The organism is Pseudooceanicola algae (assembly GCF_003590145.2).
Classification (GTDB): domain Bacteria; phylum Pseudomonadota; class Alphaproteobacteria; order Rhodobacterales; family Rhodobacteraceae; genus Pseudooceanicola; species Pseudooceanicola algae.
In genome coordinates, this window is record NZ_CP060436.1 from 516,679 (window position 1) to 537,033 (window position 20,355).

Below are 20,355 nucleotides of genomic sequence, written 5' to 3' on the forward strand. Positions count from 1 at the left end.
GCTGCGCGGATTGTTCTTTTGTCCGGCCCGTTTTAATCGGAAGACAAGGCGGTGCAAGGCCGGGAGGGTCGCACGGGGATCAACTTGGGTTTCGCTCCGCAACAATGGCGGCGAAACCCGGCTTAGGGGCGATATGCGCGCAGTCATCTTCGATCTGGACGGAACGCTGGCGGATACCAGTGGCGATCTGCTGGCGGCGGCGAATTGCTGCTTTCGCGACATGGGGCTGGGCGATCTGCTGGGCGTGGCGGATGCGGGCACCGCGATGCGCGGCGGTCGGGCCATGCTGCGCCTTGGCCTGACGCGGGCCGGGCAGGGCGCTGATGAGGCGTTGATCGATCGGCAATATCCCCACCTTCTGGCCGCCTACGACCAACAGATTGCCCTGCACACCCATTTCTATCCCGGCGCGCTGGAGGCCGTTCAGCGGCTGAAGGACGATGGCTACGCAGTCGCTGTCTGCACCAACAAGCCCGAGGCGCTGGCGCGCAAGCTGCTGATGGAACTGGGCGCGCTGGACAATTTCGACGCGCTGGTCGGCGCCGATACCTTGCCGGTGCGCAAACCCGATCCCGCCCCGCTGCGCGAAGCGGCGCGCCTTGCAGGGGCCGATCCGACGCGCTGTTGCCTTGTCGGGGACAGCGACACCGATCGCAACACCAGCCTTGCCGCCGGTGTGCCCTCGATCCTGGTGACCTTCGGACCCTCGGGGGCCGACATGGCCGCGCTGACGCCCGAGGTCCTGATCGGCCATTTCGACGAATTGCCCGCCGCTGTTGCCGCCCTCGGGCTCTAGGCGGGCGCCCTGATCGCCCGGATGCCTCGGGATTGACGCCGGCAAAGCGCTGCGCAAAGGATGACGCCATGACCGAGATCTTCACCGGAAACTTCACCCAGCAGGAGCCGATCCCCGAAGAGGCGATCGAAGCGGCGGTGGCCGTGATGCGCAGCGGGCGGTTGCATCGCTACAACACCGCGCCGGGCGAGGCGGGGGAAACCGCGCTGCTGGAACAGGACTTCGCCGCGCTGACCGGCGCGCGCCATGCGCTGGCGCTGTGTTCGGGCGGGCATGCGATCTCGACCGCGCTCCGGGCGGTGGGGGTGCAACCCGGCGACCGGGTGCTGACCAACGCCTTCACGCTGGCCCCGGTGCCCGGCGCGATTGCCGCCCTCGGGGCCGAGCCGGTCTATGTCGGCGTCACCGAAGGACTGGTGATCGACCTCGATGACCTTGCCGCCCGCGCCGATCAGGCCGATGTCCTGCTGCTGAGCCATATGCGCGGCCATATCTGCGACATGGACCGCCTGATGGCGATCTGCGATGGCGCCGGGCTGATCGTGGTCGAGGATTGCGCCCATACCATGGGGGCCACCTGGGATGGTACGCCAAGCGGGCGGCATGGTCGGGTGGGTTGCTATTCGACGCAGACCTACAAGCATGTGAATTCCGGCGAAGGCGGGTTTCTGATCACCGATGACGATGCGGTGGCGGCACGGGCGGTGATCCTGTCGGGCAGTTACATGCTCTATGATCGCCACCTTGCCGCGCCGGGACCAGAGGCCTTCGAGGCGGTGAAATACGACACGCCCAATATCTCGGGCCGGATGGACAACCTGCGCGCCGCGATCCTGCGTCCGCAGCTGCGTCGGCTCGACGCGCAATGCGCAGCCTGGAATGCGCGCTACGAGGTGGTCGAGGCGGGCCTGCGCGGCACCCCAGGCCTGACCCTGATCGACAGGCCCGCACGGGAGCACTTTGTCGGGTCTTCCATCCAGGTGCTGCTGATGGACTGGAGCACCGCGGCCATCGGCCAGGTGCTGAGCCGCTGCAAGGCCCGCGGGGTCGAGCTGAAATGGTTCGGGGACGCAGAGCCGCAGGGCTATACCTCGCGCTACGATTCCTGGCGTTACGCGGCGCATCCGCCGATGCCGGGCAGCGACCGTATCCTGCAAGGCATCGTGGACATGCGCCTGCCGCTGACCTTCAGCCTTGAGGATTGCGCCCAGGTCGCCGGCATCATCCGGGCAGAGGTCGGCGCGGTCTGGCAAGCGTCCAACCCTGCGTGAGGCGCGGCCTTACAGGCCTGGGTCAGTCCCCGGAATATAACGGTACCGTCGACATCGACAGCTTGGCCGAACCATCGGTCAGCTCCGCCGCATGGGCGAGGTAGATCAGGGTCTGGTTGCTCTCGTCCCAGATCCGCTTGACCCGCAGGCTTTTCAGAATGATCGAGCGTGAGGCGCGGAACACGTCCTCTCCGTCCTCGTCGCGGTCGATGTCGCCGATCTCGATCGGGCCGGTCTGCCGGCAGGAGATCGAGGAATTCGACGGATCCTCGAACCAGTCGCCCTTGGAAATCCGGTCGATGAAGCTGCGGTCGAAATAGGCGATATGGCAGGTGACGCCCTTGACCTTGGGGTCTGCCACCGCTTCGATGATGATGTCGTTGCCGACCCAATCGACGCCGACTTCGCCGACCTGTTCGGCAGCGAGGGGGCTGGCGAGGCCAAGCAGGGCCAGCAGGGGCAGGGCGCGAAGCCGTGTGGGGTAGGCGGGCATGGCGGTGTCTCTCCGATGTCTTTTGCAGTTATCTGGGATAGAAGCGCCCAAAGTCGAGAGGCAGGGGGGAAACTTCGCCCCTTTGGGGGCAGTCGGTCGTCCATGTGCGGGATATGGACCCGGCCGCTCTGAAATGCACGTCCCGTCGGTTTCGGTCGCCACAGGACGCTTGCCCGCCTTGTCGCACGCCGCCGCGCCGCTATTGTCACCACGGTGACACGCCCGAAGACCCGCCGCGTCCCCCTTTTCTTGACGTCCGCTGCCTGCGGTCGACGGGGCGCCGGAAAACCCCAGTGAAAGCCCCATTCCATGATCGTCCTCCACCATTGCCCCGGCTCCCGTTCGATGCGCGTTCTCTGGCTGTTGAACGAGCTTGATGTGCCCTTCGAGATGGTCTTGCATGCCTTCGACACCGGGCTGCGCGCGCCGCAGCACCTTGTCCTGTCACCGGCGGGGCGGGTTCCGGCGCTGGAAATGGATGGCGATTCCTGTTTCGAGAGTGGTGCGATCCTCGAGATTCTGTGCGAACGCTATTCGCGGCGCGGGCTGGGCCGCCTGACCGGGGATCTTGACCGGCCCGATTGGCTGGTCTGGGTGCATTTTGCCGAAACCGTCACCCAGCATGTCTCCTCCCTGATCCAGCAGCATGTCATCTGCCCGCCGCAGGAACGGTCGGAATTCGTCATGCGCGTGGAAACCGAGCATCTGCACGGCTGTTTCGCCGCGATCGAGGGACGGCTGTCCACCCCGGTCGAGAACAGCGACTATCTTTTGACCAGCGGTTTTTCCGCCGCCGATATCGCGGTCGGGCAGGCGGTCTGGATGGCGCAGCACTTTACCACCCTGGACGATTTTCCGGAAACTGCGGCCTGGTTCCAGCGGATCACCGAGCGGGAGAGCTTTCGGCGGGCCCTGCCGGACCCGGGGCGCGGCATCTTCGCGCAAGGGTATTATCCCCAACCGCACCTGTCCGGGTCTGTCTGAAGTCGCAGGGCGCTTCGCCCTTGTCAGACGCGTTGTCGCGTCCCGGTTGGGAGCGCAGAAGACACCTGTCCGGCCAATCGGCCGGGGGCGAAACGGATCGCCCGCGGTCACTGGCGGGCCCTGCTTGCCGCGTGATGGGGACGCTACAGGGATTTCCGAGTGATTCCTTCGTAAATTTCCGACGGTTTCAGTCATGTATTGCCCCGGATGCGGCAACGCGGCGTTAACCGTCTTTCGAGAGGGCAAATGATTGGTATTCAATTGTTTACGAAGTCCGTCCAGAGACGATTCAGGGTATCGAAAACGTCGCGGCTCGGTTGACCCTGCCGGGGGGCAGGCGTAAAACCCGACACAGCCCTGCGGGTCCTCGTGACCCTGCCGCCCATGAAAGGAGCCATTCGTGGAAGAGATGCTGCGGGAATATCTTCCCATTCTCATCTTTCTGGCCGTTGCGATCGTTCTGGGACTTGTCCTGATCCTCGCCGCCGTCATCGTCGCCGTCCGGAACCCGGATCCCGAGAAGGTAAGTGCCTACGAATGCGGCTTCAACGCATTCGACGATGCCAGGATGAAATTCGACGTCAGGTTCTACCTCGTCTCGATCCTCTTCATCATCTTCGATCTCGAGATCGCCTTCCTGTTCCCCTGGGCCGTTGCCTTCAAGGATATCTCGATGGTCGGCTTCTGGTCGATGATGGTCTTCCTCGGCGTGCTGACCATCGGCTTCGCCTACGAATGGAAAAAAGGAGCCCTGGAATGGGAGTGATGACGGGACCCAACACCGCCGGCGCCGACCGCGATGTCGCCACCCAGGCCCTGAACCGCGAATTGCAGGACAAGGGTTTCCTGCTGACCACGGCCGAGGATCTGATCAACTGGGCCCGGACCGGGTCGCTGCACTGGATGACCTTCGGTCTGGCCTGCTGCGCTGTCGAGATGATGCACACCTCGATGCCGCGCTACGACGCCGAACGCTTCGGCATCGCACCGCGCGCCTCTCCGCGGCAATCCGACGTGATGATCGTCGCAGGCACGCTGACCAACAAGATGGCGCCGGCGCTGCGCAAGGTCTATGATCAGATGCCGGAACCGCGCTACGTGATCTCGATGGGGTCCTGCGCTAATGGTGGCGGCTATTATCATTACAGCTATTCCGTGGTGCGCGGCTGCGACCGGATCGTTCCGGTCGACATCTACGTCCCCGGTTGCCCGCCGACCGCCGAGGCCCTGCTTTACGGCATCATGCAGCTTGCGCGGAAAATCCGCCGCACCGGCACCCTCACGCGGTAAGGAAAGCAGATGAGCGAAGAAGCCCTGAAGGAACTCGGCGCCCATATCGAGATGAAGCGTCCCGATTGCGTGCTGGCCTGGGAAATATCCTATGGTGAGCTGAACATCGACGTGACCCCGGCCAATATCACCGGGTTCATCGAATTCCTGCGCACTGACGGCAATTGCCGGTTCTCGTCGCTGGTCGACATCACGGCTGTGGACTACCCGGAACGCGCCAAGCGGTTCGACGTGGTCTACCATTTCCTGTCGATGTACCAGAACCAGCGCGTCCGCCTGCGCGTCGCGATCCGCGAGGACGAGATGCTGCCCTCGATCGTCACGATCCACCCCTCGGCCAACTGGTTCGAGCGTGAGGTCTTCGACATGTTCGGCGTCATCTTCTCGGGGCACCCCGACATGCGCCGGCTGCTGACCGACTATGGTTTCCGTGGCTACCCGCTGCGCAAGGATTTCCCGACGACGGGCTATACCGAAGTGCGCTATGACGAGGTGCGCAAGCGCGTCGTCTACGAACCGGTCAGCCTGGTGCAGGAATACCGGCAATTCGATTTCATGAGCCCGTGGGAGGGTGCCGAATACATTCTTCCCGGCGACGAGAAGAAGCAGGAGGCGAAATGATGGACGGCTCCAAGGGATTCGACGACGCCCAGACCGGCGAACAGCAGATCCGCAATTTCAACATCAACTTCGGCCCGCAGCACCCCGCGGCCCACGGCGTGCTGCGTCTTGTGCTGGAGCTTGACGGTGAGATCGTCGAACGCTGTGACCCGCACATCGGCCTGCTGCACCGTGGCACCGAAAAGCTGATGGAAAGCCGCACCTACCTGCAGAACCTGCCGTATCTCGACCGCCTCGACTACGTGGCGCCGATGAACCAGGAACATGCCTGGTGCCTGGCCATCGAAAAGCTGACCGGGGTCGAAGTGCCGCGTCGTGCCAGCCTGCTGCGCGTGCTGTTCTGCGAAATCGGCCGGGTGATGAACCACCTGATGAACGTCTGTACCCAGGCCATGGATGTCGGCGCGCTGACGCCGCCGCTCTGGGGCTTCGAGCATCGTGAAACGCTGATGATCTTCTGCGAACGGGCCAGCGGGGCGCGTCTGCACGCGGCCTATTTCCGGCCCGGCGGCGTCCACCAGGACATCACCGACAAGCTGATCGACGATATCGAGGAATGGGCGATCACCTTCCCCGATTTCCTTGACGACCTGTCCGAACTGCTGACCGAAAACCGGATCTTCAAGCAGCGGAACGTCGACATCGGCGTCGTCACCGAAGAGGAAATCCTGCAATGGGGCTTTTCGGGCGTGATGGTGCGCGGCTCGGGCCTTGCCTGGGACCTGCGGCGCAGCCAGCCTTACGAATGCTATGACGAATTCGATTTCCAGATCCCGGTCGGGACCAATGGCGATTGCTATGACCGCTATCTTTGCCGCATGGCCGAGATGCGCGAAAGCACCAAGATCATCCGCCAGGCCCTGGTCAAGTTGCGCGACTATCCCGGTGAAGTGCTGGCACGCGGCAAGATCACACCGCCCAAGCGCGGCGAGATGAAGACCTCGATGGAAGCGCTCATCCACCACTTCAAGCTTTATACCGAAGGCTTCCACGTGCCCGCCGGCGAAGTCTATGCAGCCGTCGAGGCGCCGAAGGGCGAATTCGGCGTCTACATGGTTGCCGATGGCACCAACAAGCCTTACCGGGCCAAGCTGCGCGCGCCGGGCTTCCTGCATCTGCAGGCGATGGACCACGTGGCCTCGGGACACCAGCTTGCCGATGTCGCCGCGATCATCGGCACGATGGATATCGTCTTTGGCGAGGTGGACAGATGAGCCTGATGACCCGCAAGCGCACCCTTGGGCTGATCGCCTTGCTGCCGCTGGCCCTGACCGCCGGTTGTGCAATGCCGCCCGAGGACGTCAGCGCCGAACAGATCGGCAATTTCGACGCCGCCGTGGCTTCGATCGGCTGTGAATTGCGGACCGAGCGGGACTACCTGCCGGTCGAATTGCAGACCGGCATGACGCGGGACCAGACCATCGCCATGGCGCAATACCGCATCGCGATGGGCGAAGCGGTATCGCTGGGGGATGGCGCGGTCCGGCTGACGACGGGCGCCTGCGCGACGCCAAGCTGACGGAATTGGGCGCGCCCTGCGGGGTGCTGCCGCCAAGGACAGGGGCCACGCCCCGCAATGAACGGACCTGAGGACGGGACACCGAGCCTATGCTGAGACGCCTGCACCACGAACAGCCTGAAAGCTTTGCTTTCACCGAGGCGAACCTGAAATGGGCCGAAGCCCAGATCAGCAAATATCCCGAAGGCCGCCAGGCCAGCGCCGTGATCCCGCTGCTGTGGCGCGCTCAGGAACAGGAAGGCTGGCTGTCCAAGCCCGCCATCGAATACATCGCGACGCTTCTCGGCATGGCCGAGATCCGTGTGCTGGAGGTGGCGACCTTCTACTTCATGTTCCAGCTTCAGCCGACCGGTTCGATCGCCAACATCCAGATCTGCGGCACCACGACCTGCATGATCTGCGGCGCCGAGGATCTGGTGGCGGTCTGCAAGGAAAAGATTGCGGCCAAGCCCCATACCCTGTCCGCCGATGGCAAGTTCACCTGGGAAGAGGTCGAATGCCTCGGGGCCTGCGCCAATGCGCCGATGGCCCAGATCGGCAAGGACTACTACGAGGATCTGACGACCGAAGGCTTCTCGGACCTGCTGGATCGGTTGGCGGCGGGCGAAGTCCCGGTGCCGGGGCCGCAGAATGGCCGCTTTTCGTCCGAAACCGCAGGTGGGCCGGTGGTGCTGGCCGATCACGTCGGAACCGGGTCGCAATATAACGCCAGCGTCCAGCTGGCCGTTGATCTGGGCGATACGGTCAAGCGGATCGACGGCACCGAAGTGCCGATCCTGACGCCTTGGCTGCAGGATGCACCGGTCAAGACCCCCTCGGCCGAAGAAGTTGCCGAAAAGGAACCGCGCCCTGCCAAGGGCGAAGCGGCGGATGACACCGGGGTGACCGAACAGGAAGCCAAGGCGAAGACCACCGGAAATCCGAAAACCGACGGCTGAGGCCGGACTGACAGGGTAAGCGCAGGAGACGACGCGGCAAGATGACGGGGACCACGGATATCTGCAGGACCACCTGCCTGGGGCTCGGCCTCGTGATGGCGCTTGCCATCACGATCGGGCTTTCGGGTGGGATGCCGGTTCTGCTGGCCCTGGTTCTGGGTCTGTTGATCGCCGGGGCGGCCACCTCGCTGCTTCTGCGCATGGTCTGCGGGTCCGCCGCGGCGGGCGAGGGGCCGGTCGCCACGCTCCGCTCTCAGGTTGCCGAAGCCATGCATACCCCCGTGGGCGAGCCTGCGCCGGGTCAGACCCGTTCAAAGGCGGCGAAGGCCTCTGCGGCTGCCGAGCTTCCGGAAAAGGTGACGGCCCGGGACACGAAGAAGGCGCCAAAGCCGGCTGCCAAGAAGGGCGCGGCCAAAGCTGCCTCGAAGGCGGGCAAGAAGGCCGTTGCGGGCAAGGACGGCGCGAAGAAGAAAAAGACCCCGGCCAAGGGCGATGACCTGAAGCGGATCAAGGGCCTTGGCCCACGTTTCGAAAAGGCGCTGCACGAGGCCGGGATCACCGGTTTTGCCCAGCTTGCCGCCATGTCGCCGGCGGATTTCGAGGCGCTGGAAGCCGTCCGTCCCGGATTGGCCGCCCGTGCCGAAGGTGGTGACTGGACCGGCCAGGCCAAGGTGCTTGCGGTTGAGACTGCCGGTAGTGGCGGGGCCAAGCCCGCTTCGGGCAAGTCGGTATCCCGCAAGGCGGCGGCCGGTAAAGCCGGGGCAGGGGAATGAATGCGATGACCGGGAATGGTTCCAAGGACATCGGCAAGGAAATGGCCCTCGCGCGCAAGGCGCGGATGGTTTCGATCGTGATCGCCGCCACCATGGTGATCTGGATGGCTGTTCAATTCATGGGCGGCAAGCTGGGGCTTCCGCCCCGCTATGCCTTCCTGTTCGATTTTGCCGCTCTCGGCGCCCTGATCTGGGCTCTGGTTGTGACACTGCAAATCTGGCGGCAGCGCCGGGATGACAAAGGGTAAGACATGCTCAAGGACGAAGATCGCATCTTTACCAACCTCTACGGCATGCATGACCGGTCGCTGAAAGGCGCCCAGGCGCGTGGCCATTGGGATGGTACCAAAGGGATCCTCGACAAGGGTCGCGACTGGATCGTCGATCAGATGAAGGCCAGCGGGTTGCGCGGACGTGGCGGGGCAGGGTTCCCGACGGGTCTGAAATGGTCCTTCATGCCGAAGGAAACCGATGGGCGTCCGGCCTATCTGGTGGTCAATGCGGATGAATCGGAACCGGCGACATGCAAGGACCGCGAGATCATGCGCCATGATCCGCATACCCTGATCGAAGGCTGCCTGATCGCCTCCTTCGCCATGGGCGCGCATGCCAGCTACATCTACATTCGCGGCGAATACATCCGCGAGCGCGAAGCCCTGCAGGCCGCCATCGACGAAGCCTATGACGCCGGGCTGATCGGCAAGAACGCCTGCGGTTCGGGCTGGGATTTCGATCTGTACCTGCACCACGGCGCCGGCGCCTATATCTGTGGCGAGGAAACCGCGCTGCTGGAAAGCCTGGAAGGCCGCAAGGGCATGCCCCGGATGAAGCCGCCCTTCCCGGCGGGCGCGGGTCTCTACGGCTGCCCGACCACGGTGAACAACGTGGAATCCATCGCCGTCTGCCCGACCATCCTGCGGCGCGGTCCGGAATGGTTCAGCTCCTTCGGGCGGCCGAACAACGCCGGCACCAAGCTGATGGCGCTGACGGGCCATGTGAACACTCCCTCGGTCTTCGAGGAACAGATGTCCCTGTCGGTGCGCGAGATCATCGAAAAGCACGGCGGTGGCGTTCGCGGCGGCTGGGACAACCTGAAGGCCATCATTCCCGGTGGGGCCTCTTGCCCGGTGCTGCCCAAGGAAGCTCTGGAAGACGCGATTTTCGATTTCGACTGGATGCGCGAGAACAAGTCGAGCTTCGGCACCGGCTGCATGATCGTGATGGACCAGAACACCGATGTGATCAAAGCGGTCTGGCGCTTGTCGAAGTTCTTCAAGCACGAAAGCTGCGGCCAGTGTACGCCCTGCCGCGAAGGGACGGGCTGGATGATGCGGGTCATGGACCGGCTGGTCTCCGGCGAAGCCGAGGTCGAGGAAATCGACATGTTGCTCGACGTGACCAAGCAGGTCGAAGGCCATACGATCTGTGCCCTCGGCGATGCGGCCGCCTGGCCGATCCAGGGCCTGATCCGTCACTTCCGTGGCGAGATCGAGGACCGGATCAAGAAACAGAAGACCGGCCGGTCGACGACGGTCCTGGCGGCGAAATGAGCGGTATGCCGATCTTTGACACCCGCGCCGTGACCCGGACCGGCCTGCTGTCCGGCCGGGTGCGCCCTGTGGCGATTGCCGCGCTTCTTGGTCTGGCGCTTCTGCCGGGCTGCGAAGCTCTGCGGCGTGATCGGGGTGTTCCGGCCTTCGATGGTGTCGTCTTCGGCGCCAAGGTCAGTTCGGACGCCACCAACCCGGAAAACTTCACCATCGCCATCAACAAGCCTCAGCGGACACTGGCAGGCGCCAGCGAGGCCGGGCGTTACGAGGCGACGAAGTATTGCATCCAGACCTTCGGCAGTTCCGAGATGACATGGTACCAGGGGCCCGATCAATCGCGGACCCAGCCGGTCTTTGCGGATGACGGTGATCTGTTGCTGAGCGGGGCCTGCAAGGGATGGTAGCAGGGCCGACATATGGGGACCGGATCCTTGCGGGACGGCGGGACATGGGCGGATCGCGTCTCATATTCCGGCGCCTGGCGGGGCGGTTATTGCATAACAGCGCCCGCGCGCTCCCTTCTAGCATGTCCGGTGCCGCTTTTGCGGCGACCGGGTCCACATGTGAAAAAGGAACCTGCAAGATGACCGATCATCCCCAAGTCGGCAAGACTACGCCCTTCGCCACCCGTTTGTCGCGCGGCCTGCTGGTGCTGGCCACCGGCGTGCTGATGACGAGCGCCGCCGCCGCCCAGGCCCGCCAACCCCTGCGCGAGGTCGAAGCGATCGACCAGAACATGCTCTGGGTGGCGATCGCCAGCGAGATCGGCGAAAAGTGCGACCGCATCGCGCCGCGCATGGCCAAGGGCTATCTGTTTCTCTACCAATTGCGCGACCAGGCGCTGGACATGGGCTACACCCGAGACGAGATCGAGGCCTATGTGACCAGCGACGCCGAAAAGGCGCGCATTCGTAAACTGGGCGAGGCCTATGCCGAATCCCAAGGACTGAATCCGGACGTGACGGCGGACCTGTGCAAGCTCGGCGAGATCGAGATGGCCAGGAGCAGCCAGATCGGCGTTCTGTTGAAAGAAAAGTGAGCACCCATGGCTGACCTTCGCAAGATCATCATCGACGACCAGGAGATCGAGGTGGATCCGGCCCTGACCCTGCTGCAGGCATGCGAGCAGGTTGGGGTCGAAGTGCCGCGTTTCTGCTATCACGAACGGCTCTCCATCGCCGGCAACTGCCGCATGTGCCTGGTCGAAGTCGTGGGTGGCCCGCCGAAACCGGCGGCCTCCTGCGCGATGCAGGTCAAGGATCTGCGCCCAGGTCCCGAAGGCGCACCGCCGGTGATCAAGACCACCAGCCCGATGGTCAAGAAGGCCCGCGAAGGGGTCATGGAATTCCTGCTGATCAATCACCCGCTGGATTGCCCGATCTGCGATCAGGGTGGTGAATGCGACCTTCAGGACCAGGCCATGGCCTATGGCGTCGATTTCTCGCGCTACCGCGAACCCAAGCGGGCGACTGAGGATCTGGATCTCGGCCCGCTGGTCGAAACCCATATGACCCGCTGCATTTCCTGCACCCGCTGCGTGCGCTTCACGACCGAGGTCGCGGGCATCACTCAGATGGGCCAGACCGGGCGCGGCGAAGACGCCGAGATCACCTCGTATCTGAACGAGACGCTGAATTCGAACATGCAGGGCAATATCATCGACCTTTGTCCGGTCGGTGCGCTGGTGTCCAAGCCCTATGCCTTCACCGCCCGGCCCTGGGAATTGAGCAAGACCGAAAGCATCGATGTGATGGATGCGCTCGGCTCCAGCATCCGGGTCGACACCAAGGGTCGCGAAGTCATGCGGGTTCTGCCGCGCAACCATGACGGCGTGAACGAGGAATGGATTTCCGACAAGACGCGCTTTATCTGGGACGGTCTGCGCCGCCAGCGTCTGGACAAGCCCTTTGTCCGCGTCAACGGCAAGCTGACCCCGGCCACCTGGCCCGAAGCGCTGGCCGCCGCCGCCACGGCGATGCAGGGCAAGACGGTGTCCGGCCTGATCGGCGATCTGGTCCCGGTCGAGGCCGCCTATGCGCTGAAAACCCTGATCGAAGGTCTGGGTGGTTCGGTCGAGGCGCGCACCGACGGGGCGAAGCTGCCCGCCGGCAACCGCGCCGCCTATGCCGGAACCGCGTCGATCGAGGATCTCGACGAGGCGGCCTTCGTGCAGATCATCGGTGCCAACCCGGCCATCGAGGCTCCGGTTCTGAACGCCCGTATCCGCAAGGCCTGGCTGCGCGGGGCCGAGGTTGGGCTGATCGGCCCGGCGGTCGATCTGACCTATGAATACGCGCATATGGGCGAGGGCCGCGAAGCCCTGGTCGATCTGGCGAACAAGTCCTTCGACAAGGTCAGGGAAGTCCCGTCGGTCGTGATCGTCGGCATGGGCGCCCTGACCGGCGACGACGGCGCGGCGGTTCTGGGCGCGGTCATGGACGCGGTGCAGAAATCCGGCAGCAAGTTGCTGGTGCTGCACACCGCCGCCTCGCGCGTGGGGGCGCTGGATATCGGTGCTGTCAGCGAAGGCGGGATCGACGCCGCGCTTGGCGCCGAGGTGATCTTCAACCTTGGGGCGGACGAAATCGACATCCCCGCCGGCCCGCTGGTGATCTATCAGGGCAGCCACGGGGATCGCGGGGCGCATCGCGCCGACATCATCCTGCCCGGTGCCGCCTATACCGAGGAAAACGGGCTGTTCGTGAACACCGAAGGGCGCCCCCAGCTTGCCATGCGGGCCGGTTTTGCGCCCGGTCAGGCCAAGGAAAACTGGGCCATCCTGCGCGCTCTGTCTGCCGAGGTGGGCCAGCCGCTGGCCTTCGACAGCCTCGCGCAACTGCGCAAGGCGCTGATCGCCGAAGTGCCGCACCTGGCGCTGATCGATCAGGTTCCGGCCAATACCTTCGAGATGCCGGAGTTCGGCGATCTTGGTCACGGGGCCTTTGCTCTGCCGATCCGGGATTTCTATCTGTCGAACCCGATCGCGCGCGCGTCCGAGGTCATGGCCGAATTGTCCCGCCTCGCGGCCGCACGCAACGCCGCGCCGATGGCGGCAGAATGACCCGATCCGCCGGGATCATAGGCGCCTTGACCGCAGTGCAGGGGGGGAATATCGCCCGCCTCACCGCGAAAAAGGCACGGGAAATACCCGTTGCGGGACCGGTCTGCGGTCCGGCAACAGGCGATAAATATGCCTCGGGTCGCGATGTTTCCGCGACCCTGCGAATTGTGCGGAACCGGGGCTACGGAATTGCAAGACATCTGCGTACAAATGTCTCCGAACGCTCTGGTCACCGGGTGGAAGATGCGGTTTATACCGTCTCGAACGCACGGCCTACAGGCAAACGGATCAACGACGCAGAAGTCGTCGTCGCGCAATGCGCGGAACGGAATACCGACGGTGTGAGGACATATGGCTGAATTTTTCACCTCTAACCCGCTAGGCGTGCTGCTGCTGATCATCGGCCAGATCCTTCTGATCGTGGTGCCGCTGCTGGTCTGCCTTGCCTTCCTGCTTTACGGCGACCGCAAGGTCTGGGCCGCGGTGCAGTTGCGGCGCGGACCCAACGTGGTGGGGGCCTTCGGCCTGCTGCAAAGCTTTGCCGACTTCCTGAAATACATCACCAAGGAAGTGGTGGTGCCTGCGGGCGCGGACAAGTTCGTCTTCTTCCTCGCCCCATTGCTCAGCTTTGTCCTGGCGATGATCACCTGGGCGGTCATGCCGTTCAACGAAGGCTGGGTGCTGGCGGATATCAACGTCGCGATCCTTTATGTCTTCGCCATTTCCTCGCTTGAGGTTTACGGCGTGATCATGGGGGGCTGGGCGTCGAACTCCAAGTATCCCTTCCTCGGCTCGCTGCGCTCTGCGGCGCAGATGATTTCCTACGAGGTCTCGATCGGCCTGATCATCATCGGTGTCATCATCTCCACCGGCTCGATGAACTTCAGCGATATCGTCCGGGCCCAGGATGGCGGGTATGGCCTGTTCTCCTGGTATTGGCTGCCCCACTTCCCGATGGTCTTCCTGTTCCTGATCTCGGCCCTGGCCGAAACCAACCGGCCGCCCTTCGACCTTCCCGAAGCGGAATCCGAACTCGTCGCCGGCTACCAGGTGGAATACAGCTCGACCCCGTTCCTGCTGTTCATGATCGGCGAATACGTGGCCATCGTCATGATGTGCGCGCTGATGACCACGCTGTTCTTCGGCGGCTGGCTGTCCCCGATCCCGGGTCTGCCCGACGGCTTCCTGTGGTTCTTCGGCAAGGCGCTGTTCGTCTTCTTCATCTTCGCAATGGTGAAGGCCGTCGTGCCGCGCTACCGCTACGACCAGTTGATGCGCATCGGTTGGAAGGTCTTCCTGCCCATGTCGCTGATCTGGGTCGTGCTGGTGGCTTTCCTTGCGAAATTCGAACTTTTCGGCGGCGCCTATGCCCGCTGGATGATTGGAGGCTGACCCATGGCGAATGTCGATTATACCCGCGCCGCCAAGTACTTTCTGCTCATGGACATGTTCAAGGGGCTGAAAATGGGCATGAAGTACTTCTTCAAGCCCAAGGCGACGCTGAACTATCCGCATGAAAAGGGGCCTCTGTCGCCCCGGTTCCGCGGCGAACACGCGCTGCGTCGTTATCCCAACGGCGAAGAACGCTGCATTGCCTGCAAGCTTTGCGAAGCGATCTGCCCGGCGCAGGCCATCACCATCGACGCCGAACCGCGCGAGGACGGCAGCCGCCGCACCACGCGGTACGACATCGACATGACGAAATGCATCTACTGCGGCTTTTGTCAGGAGGCCTGCCCGGTCGATGCCATCGTCGAGGGGCCGAATTTCGAATTCGCGACCGAAACCCGCGAAGAGCTGTTCTATGACAAGGACAAGCTGCTGGACAACGGCGCCCGCTGGGAAGCCGAGATCGCCCGCAACCTGGAGCTGGATGCGCCTTACAGATGACGCGAGACAGCCGTCATATCCAAGCGGCCTGCCGCGATGACCTGATCCGGAAGGGAGCAGACCGTCATGACTGACAATATGAACCCGTTCGAATTCTTCATCCAGCAGGCTCAGGACATGGCCAAGTCGATGAACCCGGCGCTGGAGCACTTCAATCCCAAGGGGTTCGAGGCGCTCTGGCCGACGATGCCGAAGGAATGGATGGAATTCGCTTTCGGCAAAAGCTTCAACCGCGAGGGTCTGGATGCCAAGACCCGGCTGATGCTGGTTCTGGCCGGGCTGACGATGCAGGGCGCACAGGCGGACAGCCAGTTGCGCATCACCGTGCGCCACCTTCTGGAAGCGGGCGCGAAGAAACAGGAAATCGCCGAGGCCATCGCACAGATGTCGATGTTCGCAGGCATACCCGCCATGACCCGAGCCGCCGCGCTTGCCAAGGAAGTCATGGACGAACAAGAGGATGATGAGACATGACTGTCGCCGCCTTCTCCTTCTACCTTTTCGCGCTCTGCGCGATTGTCGGGGGGCTTTTCACCGTCATTTCCCGCAACCCGGTGCATTCGGTGCTGTGGCTGATCATGACCTTCCTGTCGGCGGCGGGGCTTTTCGTGCTGCTTGGCGCGGAGTTCGTCGCGATGCTGCTGATCATCGTCTACGTCGGCGCGGTCGCGGTGTTGTTCCTCTTCGTGGTGATGATGCTGGATGTCGATTTCGCCGAACTGAAGGCGGAAATGGCAAAGTACATGCCGCTGGCACTGCTGATCGGTCTGGTGCTGCTGATGCAATTCGGGATCGCCTTCGGCGACTGGACCCAGGCCGATACGGCGCTGGCTGCCCGAACCGCCGTCGCGCCGGATGGGGTGACCAATACCGCCGCGCTCGGCCTGCTGATCTATGACCGCTACTTCCTTGCCTTCCAGCTTGCCGGTCTGGTGCTGCTGGTCGCGATGATCGGGGCCATCACCCTGACGCTGCGCCATCGCCAGAACATCAAGCGCCAGAACGTGCTGCAACAGATGTGGCGCGACCCGGCCAAGGCGATGGAAATGAAGGACGTGAAACCGGGGCAGGGGCTTTGATGCTTTGCCACCGGCAAGACCACAAGGCCGCCAGGGCGCCAGCCGCCCTGGACCGGGCCGCCGACAAGAATTGAGGGACCGAGGGACATGATCGGAATCGAACATTACCTGACCGTGGCGGCGACGCTTTTCGTCATAGGCATCTTCGGGATTTTCCTGAACCGGAAGAACATCATCATCCTGCTGATGAGCATCGAGCTGATCCTGCTGTCGGTGAATATAAACCTGGTGGCCTTCTCGAGCTTTCTCGGGGATCTCGCGGGTCAGGTCTTCACGCTCTTCGTGCTGACGGTGGCTGCGGCCGAGGCCGCGATCGGCCTTGCCATCCTGGTCTGCTTCTTCCGCAACCGCGGCACGATCGCCGTGGAAGACGTCAACGTGATGAAAGGCTGAGCCCATGGTATCGATCATTCTCTTCGCGCCACTGATCGGCGCCGTGATCGCGGGCTTCGGCTGGCGGATCATCACGGTGAAGGGCGCGCAGTACATCACCACGGGACTGCTGTTCCTGGCCTGTCTGCTAAGCTGGATCACCTTCTTCAACACGCCCGAACAGGTCGAATACATCCCGCTGATGCGCTGGATCGAAAGCGGCGCGCTCTCGGTGGACTGGGGTATCCGGCTGGACAGGCTGACCTCGACCATGCTGATTGTCGTGACCACTGTCTCGGCGCTCGTGCACCTCTACAGCTTCGGCTACATGGCGCATGACGCCAACTTCAAGGACAACGAGGAATACCGCCCCCGGTTCTTCGCCTACCTGTCGCTGTTCACCTTCGCGATGCTGATGCTGGTGACTTCGGACAACCTGGTGCAGATGTTCTTCGGCTGGGAAGGTGTCGGTCTGGCATCCTACCTGCTGATCGGCTTCTACTACAAGAAACCCTCGGCGGGCGCAGCGGCCATGAAGGCCTTCGTCGTCAACCGGGTCGGCGATTTCGGCTTTGCCCTTGGGATCTTCGCGCTGTTCTTCCTGACCGACAGCGTCAGCTTCGACGTGATCTTTGCCCAGGCGCCTGTGCTGGCCGAAACCAGCCTGCATTTCCTGTGGCGTGACTGGAACGCGGCCGAACTGATCGCCTTCCTGCTGTTCGTCGGTGCGATGGGGAAATCGGCGCAACTGTTCCTGCACACCTGGCTGCCGGACGCGATGGAAGGCCCGACGCCCGTGTCGGCGCTGATCCACGCCGCGACCATGGTCACGGCGGGCGTCTTCCTGGTCTGCCGCATGTCCCCTCTGATGGAATATGCGCCCCAAGCCACGGCTTTCGTCACCTTCCTCGGTGCGACCACGGCGTTCTTCGCCGCGACCGTCGGGCTGGTGCAGACCGACATCAAGCGCGTCATCGCCTATTCGACCTGTTCGCAGCTTGGCTACATGTTCGTGGCCGCCGGTGTCGGCGCCTATGCCCCGGCCATGTTCCACCTGCTGACCCACGCCTTCTTCAAGGCGCTGCTGTTCCTTTGCGCCGGCTCTGTCATCCACGGGATGCACCACGAACAGGACATGCGGAACTACGGCGGGCTGCGCAAGAAACTGCCCTATACCTTCTGGGCGATGATCCTCGGCACGCTGGCGATCACCGGGGTCGGCATTCCCTTCACCCATATCGGTTTCGCCGGTTACCTTTCCAAGGACGCGATCATCGAAAGCGCCTGGGGCGGGGTCGGTGCAGGCTATGCGTTCTGGATGCTCGTGATCGCTGCGGCCTTCACCAGCTTCTATTCCTGGCGCCTGATCTTCCTGACCTTCTTCGGCGCGCCGCGCGGTGACAAACACACCCACGAGCATGCCCACGAAAGCCCGACGGTCATGCTGATCCCGCTGGGGATCCTCAGCCTCGGCGCAGTCTTCTCGGGGATGATCTGGTACAACAGCTTCTTCGGTGACCATGAAAAGATGACCAGCTTCTTCGGCATGCCGCATCACGCGGAAGCCTCGGAAGGGGGCCATGGTGCGGCCGCTGAAGACCACGCCGCCGATGACCATGCAGTGGCCGATCATGGCGTTGTCGTCGCGACGGAAGTCCAGGACGGTGAGGCCCATGACGGTGAAGCCGGCCATATGGCCGCTGCCGGTCTGGCGCCGCAGGGTGCGATCTTCGTGGGACCGGACAACCATGTGCTGGACCGCGCCCACGAGGCCCCCACCTGGGTCAAGTTGAGCCCGTTCTTCGCGATGCTCAGCGGTCTGATCGTTGCCTGGCTGTTCTACATCAAGGCGACCTGGCTGCCGGCCCGCTTTGCCGAAACCAACCGCCCGCTGTACCTCTTCCTGCTGAACAAGTGGTACTTCGACGAGATCTACGACTTCATCATCGTCCGGCCGGTCTTCTGGCTCGGCAGGCTGTTCTGGAAGCAGGGTGACGGCAAGATCGTCGATGGCAGCATCAACGGCGTCGCGCTTGGCATCATTCCGTTCTTCACCCGGCTCGCGGGCCGGATGCAGAACGGCTACATCTTCACCTATGCCTTCGCGATGGTCATCGGCATCGCGGTCTTCGTCACCTGGATGACGCTCACCGGAGGGGCCCACTAATGAGCAATCTTCTCTCCATCGTCACCTTCATGCCCGCAATCGCGGCGCTGATCCTGGCGGTCTTCCTGCGGGGCGAGGACGTTGCAGCGCAACGCAATGCCAAATGGGTGGCGCTGATCGCCACCACGCTGACCTTCCTGGTCTCGCTGTTCATCCTGGTCGGGTTCGACCCGTCCAACACCGGTTTCCAGATGGTCGAGGAACGCGACTGGCTTCTGGGGCTTCAGTACAAGATGGGCGTCGACGGGATCTCCGTCCTGTTCGTTCTGCTGACCACCTTCATGATGCCCCTGACGATCTGGGCCTCCTGGGGCGTGACCAAGCGGGTCAAGGAATACATGATCGCCTTCCTGCTGCTGGAAACGCTGATGCTCGGCGTCTTCATGGCGCTGGACATGGTGCTGTTCTACGTCTTCTTCGAGGCGGGCCTGATCCCGATGTTCCTGATCATCGGGATCTGGGGCGGGGCGAACCGGATCTACGCCAGCTTCAAGTTCTTCCTCTATACCTTCCTTGGCTCGGTGCTGATGCTGGTTGCCATGGTGGTAATGTATACCGAGGCAGGGACCTCGGACATTCCGACCCTGATGACCTTCGATTTCAGCTCCTCTCCGATGACGGTGCTGGGCATTCACGTGGTTGGCGGGATGCAGACCCTGCTGTTCATCGCCTTCTTTGCCAGCTTCGCGGTAAAGATGCCGATGTGGCCGGTCCATACCTGGCTGCCGGATGCACACGTCCAGGCACCGACCGCCGGGTCGGTCGTGCTGGCGGCGATCCTTCTGAAGATGGGGGGCTACGGCTTCCTGCGGTTCAGCCTGCCGATGTTCCCTGTCGGGGCCGACGTGATGACTCCCCTGATCCTTTGGATGAGCGCGATTGCCATCGTCTACACCAGCCTCGTGGCGCTGGTGCAGGAAGACATGAAGAAGCTCATTGCCTATTCGTCGGTTGCCCACATGGGCTATGTGACCATGGGGATCTTTGCGGCGAACCAGCAGGGGATCGACGGCGCCATCTTCCAGATGCTATCGCACGGCTTCATCTCGGGCGCCTTGTTCCTTTGCGTCGGGGTCATCTATGACCGCATGCACACCCGCGACATCGATGCCTATGGCGGGCTGGTGAACCGGATGCCGGCCTATGCGCTGATCTTCCTGTTCTTCACCATGTCCAACGTCGGCCTGCCGGGCACCTCTGGCTTCATCGGTGAATTCCTGACACTGGTCGGTATCTTCCAGGCCAATACCTGGGTGGCGCTGGTCGCGACCTCGGGCGTGATCTTCTCGGCGGCCTATGCGCTCTATCTCTATCGTCGGGTCGTCATGGGCGACCTGATCAAGGAAAGCCTGAAGGCGATCAAGGACATGAGTGCGCGAGAGAAATGGATCTTCGCGCCGCTCGTCGCCATGACACTGCTGCTTGGGGTCTATCCTTCGCTCGTTACCGATATCATCGGCCCCTCTGTCGGGGTGCTGATCGACCACCATGAAACCGCGCTTGCCGCGGCCGATCGCCTAGGCGACACGGCCATGGCCGCGTCGCACTGAT

Annotated in this window: 23 protein-coding genes; 22 read left to right on the top strand and 1 reads right to left on the bottom strand. The window is 63.1% G+C overall.

Translation table 11 applies throughout. From position 1 onward, the window contains the following. Positions 1–133 precede the first annotated feature (133 nt). Together PSAL_RS02410 and PSAL_RS02415 are read left to right on the top strand one after the other, a co-directional pair. Positions 134–796 carry an HAD-IA family hydrolase gene (locus tag PSAL_RS02410; protein WP_119839670.1) on the top strand — a complete coding sequence of 221 codons (663 nt, stop codon included), beginning with the start codon at positions 134–136 and terminating at the stop codon, positions 794–796. Positions 797–864: 68 nt separating this feature from the next. After that, positions 865–2,067 (top strand): DegT/DnrJ/EryC1/StrS family aminotransferase, encoded by a 1,203-nt coding sequence (locus PSAL_RS02415; protein ID WP_119839669.1) that lies wholly within the window; start codon positions 865–867, stop codon positions 2,065–2,067. A gap of 22 nt (positions 2,068–2,089) precedes the next feature. Here the strand turns inward: PSAL_RS02415 and PSAL_RS02420 are convergent, their stop codons facing one another. Beyond that, the gene (locus PSAL_RS02420; protein WP_119839668.1) at positions 2,090–2,560 is read right to left on the bottom strand and encodes a CreA family protein; all 471 of its coding nucleotides are present in this window, start codon (positions 2,558–2,560) and stop codon (positions 2,090–2,092) included. 309 nt (positions 2,561–2,869) lie between these two features. On the opposite strand from PSAL_RS02420, the gene PSAL_RS02425 reads away from it, so the two are divergent. The 20 genes from PSAL_RS02425 (at position 2,870) to PSAL_RS02520 (ending at position 20,354) form a co-directional block, all read left to right on the top strand. Further along, entirely contained in the window at positions 2,870–3,544 is a 675-nt protein-coding gene (locus PSAL_RS02425; protein ID WP_119839667.1) for a glutathione S-transferase family protein, read from the top strand. 400 nt (positions 3,545–3,944) lie between these two features. Then, positions 3,945–4,310, top strand: coding sequence for an NADH-quinone oxidoreductase subunit A (locus PSAL_RS02430; RefSeq protein ID WP_119839666.1), 366 nt, complete (start codon positions 3,945–3,947; stop codon positions 4,308–4,310). Then, positions 4,310–4,834 carry a NuoB/complex I 20 kDa subunit family protein gene (locus PSAL_RS02435; RefSeq protein ID WP_196222816.1) on the top strand — a complete coding sequence of 175 codons (525 nt, stop codon included), beginning with the start codon at positions 4,310–4,312 and terminating at the stop codon, positions 4,832–4,834. The genes PSAL_RS02430 and PSAL_RS02435 overlap by 1 nt, the downstream gene beginning before the upstream one ends. Positions 4,835–4,843: 9 nt before the next feature. Next, a complete protein-coding gene (locus tag PSAL_RS02440; protein WP_119839664.1) occupies positions 4,844–5,455 on the top strand; it encodes an NADH-quinone oxidoreductase subunit C in 612 nt (203 codons plus the stop codon). Beyond that, the gene (locus tag PSAL_RS02445; protein WP_119839663.1) at positions 5,455–6,669 is read left to right on the top strand and encodes an NADH-quinone oxidoreductase subunit D; all 1,215 of its coding nucleotides are present in this window, start codon (positions 5,455–5,457) and stop codon (positions 6,667–6,669) included. Before PSAL_RS02440 ends, PSAL_RS02445 begins: the two co-directional genes overlap by 1 nt. After that, on the top strand, positions 6,666–6,974 hold the full coding sequence (locus PSAL_RS02450) for a hypothetical protein (RefSeq protein ID WP_331274416.1): 309 nt from the start codon (positions 6,666–6,668) through the stop codon (positions 6,972–6,974). The genes PSAL_RS02445 and PSAL_RS02450 overlap by 4 nt, the downstream gene beginning before the upstream one ends. 89 nt (positions 6,975–7,063) lie before the next feature. Continuing rightward, entirely contained in the window at positions 7,064–7,912 is an 849-nt protein-coding gene (gene nuoE, locus PSAL_RS02455; protein WP_119839661.1) for an NADH-quinone oxidoreductase subunit NuoE, read from the top strand. Positions 7,913–7,953: 41 nt separating this feature from the next. After that, a complete protein-coding gene (locus PSAL_RS02460) occupies positions 7,954–8,685 on the top strand; it encodes a hypothetical protein (protein ID WP_119839660.1) in 732 nt (243 codons plus the stop codon). A 5-nt stretch (positions 8,686–8,690) separates the two neighbouring features. Beyond that, complete coding sequence (locus PSAL_RS02465; protein ID WP_119839759.1) at positions 8,691–8,933, top strand: DUF5337 domain-containing protein; 243 nt, start codon at positions 8,691–8,693, stop codon at positions 8,931–8,933. A gap of 3 nt (positions 8,934–8,936) precedes the next feature. Continuing rightward, positions 8,937–10,235 (top strand): NADH-quinone oxidoreductase subunit NuoF, encoded by a 1,299-nt coding sequence (gene nuoF / locus PSAL_RS02470; RefSeq protein WP_119839659.1) that lies wholly within the window; start codon positions 8,937–8,939, stop codon positions 10,233–10,235. Beyond that, on the top strand, positions 10,232–10,639 hold the full coding sequence (locus tag PSAL_RS02475) for a hypothetical protein (RefSeq protein WP_147407635.1): 408 nt from the start codon (positions 10,232–10,234) through the stop codon (positions 10,637–10,639). Before nuoF ends, PSAL_RS02475 begins: the two co-directional genes overlap by 4 nt. A 179-nt stretch (positions 10,640–10,818) precedes the next feature. Further along, positions 10,819–11,274 (top strand): DUF5333 domain-containing protein, encoded by a 456-nt coding sequence (locus PSAL_RS02480; protein ID WP_119839657.1) that lies wholly within the window; start codon positions 10,819–10,821, stop codon positions 11,272–11,274. A gap of 6 nt (positions 11,275–11,280) precedes the next feature. Next, positions 11,281–13,296, top strand: a complete 2,016-nt coding sequence (gene nuoG, locus PSAL_RS02485) for an NADH-quinone oxidoreductase subunit NuoG (RefSeq protein WP_119839656.1) — start codon at positions 11,281–11,283, stop codon at positions 13,294–13,296. A 351-nt stretch (positions 13,297–13,647) separates the two neighbouring features. After that, positions 13,648–14,688 (top strand): NADH-quinone oxidoreductase subunit NuoH, encoded by a 1,041-nt coding sequence (gene nuoH / locus PSAL_RS02490; RefSeq protein WP_119839655.1) that lies wholly within the window; start codon positions 13,648–13,650, stop codon positions 14,686–14,688. A gap of 3 nt (positions 14,689–14,691) precedes the next feature. After that, the gene (gene nuoI, locus PSAL_RS02495) at positions 14,692–15,186 is read left to right on the top strand and encodes an NADH-quinone oxidoreductase subunit NuoI (protein ID WP_119839654.1); all 495 of its coding nucleotides are present in this window, start codon (positions 14,692–14,694) and stop codon (positions 15,184–15,186) included. Between the two features lie 66 nt (positions 15,187–15,252). Then, a complete protein-coding gene (locus tag PSAL_RS02500) occupies positions 15,253–15,660 on the top strand; it encodes a carboxymuconolactone decarboxylase family protein (protein WP_119839653.1) in 408 nt (135 codons plus the stop codon). Continuing rightward, complete coding sequence (locus PSAL_RS02505; protein ID WP_119839652.1) at positions 15,657–16,265, top strand: NADH-quinone oxidoreductase subunit J; 609 nt, start codon at positions 15,657–15,659, stop codon at positions 16,263–16,265. The genes PSAL_RS02500 and PSAL_RS02505 overlap by 4 nt, the downstream gene beginning before the upstream one ends. Before the next feature lie 87 nt (positions 16,266–16,352). After that, positions 16,353–16,658: an NADH-quinone oxidoreductase subunit NuoK gene (gene nuoK / locus PSAL_RS02510; protein ID WP_119839651.1), complete on the top strand. Its 306-nt coding sequence runs from the start codon at positions 16,353–16,355 to the stop codon at positions 16,656–16,658. A 4-nt stretch (positions 16,659–16,662) separates the two neighbouring features. Then, entirely contained in the window at positions 16,663–18,804 is a 2,142-nt protein-coding gene (nuoL, locus tag PSAL_RS02515) for an NADH-quinone oxidoreductase subunit L (RefSeq protein ID WP_119839650.1), read from the top strand. Further along, positions 18,804–20,354 carry an NADH-quinone oxidoreductase subunit M gene (locus PSAL_RS02520; protein WP_119839649.1) on the top strand — a complete coding sequence of 517 codons (1,551 nt, stop codon included), beginning with the start codon at positions 18,804–18,806 and terminating at the stop codon, positions 20,352–20,354. Before nuoL ends, PSAL_RS02520 begins: the two co-directional genes overlap by 1 nt. The last annotated feature ends 1 nt before the right edge of the window (position 20,355 follow it).